The sequence below is a fragment of the Psychrobacter sp. TB55-MNA-CIBAN-0194 genome (assembly GCF_040309505.1).
Classification (GTDB): Bacteria; Pseudomonadota; Gammaproteobacteria; order Pseudomonadales; family Moraxellaceae; genus Psychrobacter; species Psychrobacter fozii.
This window is the reverse complement of the sequence record NZ_JBEOOW010000042.1, coordinates 1-435: the sequence shown is the minus strand read 5'-3', so window position 1 is coordinate 435 and position 435 is coordinate 1. Positions and strand designations below refer to the sequence as shown.

At 45.1% G+C, this 435-nt stretch carries 1 protein-coding gene; it reads right to left on the bottom strand.

What is annotated here, in order from left to right; translation table 11 throughout:
* A partial coding sequence (locus AAEY75_RS14165; RefSeq protein WP_352259920.1) for an arginase family protein occupies positions 1-435 on the bottom strand: 435 nt, incomplete at both ends.

Genomic DNA, 435 nt, shown 5'->3' with positions numbered 1-435 from the left:
AAGTTTGACCGCGCGCTCAACGAAACTGAGCTCAATACCATAGGCAGCAGGTGCACTGACACCAGGTACGACGCTAGATGGTAAGCAATCCATATCAATGGTTAAATAAATAATATCGACGCTCTCGATGAAACTGGTTATTTGAGCAGCAATTTTTTTCCATTTTTTATTGGTACACTCTTCATCACTGATGATATGCACGCCCAATTGCTCAGCACGATCAAAGAGCGCTGCCGTATTGGAAAACCGACTGACGCCTATACAACAATAATTAAATGGCTGACCTTGCTCATCAAGATGCTCGGCAATTTGTCGAAATGGCGTACCCGAGGTAGCGACATCAGACTGACGAAGATCAAGATGAGCATCAAAGTTAATAATGCCAATACGCGGCGGCGCATCTGTATCACTATTAGCGTCTGTCTGCTGTAGCGC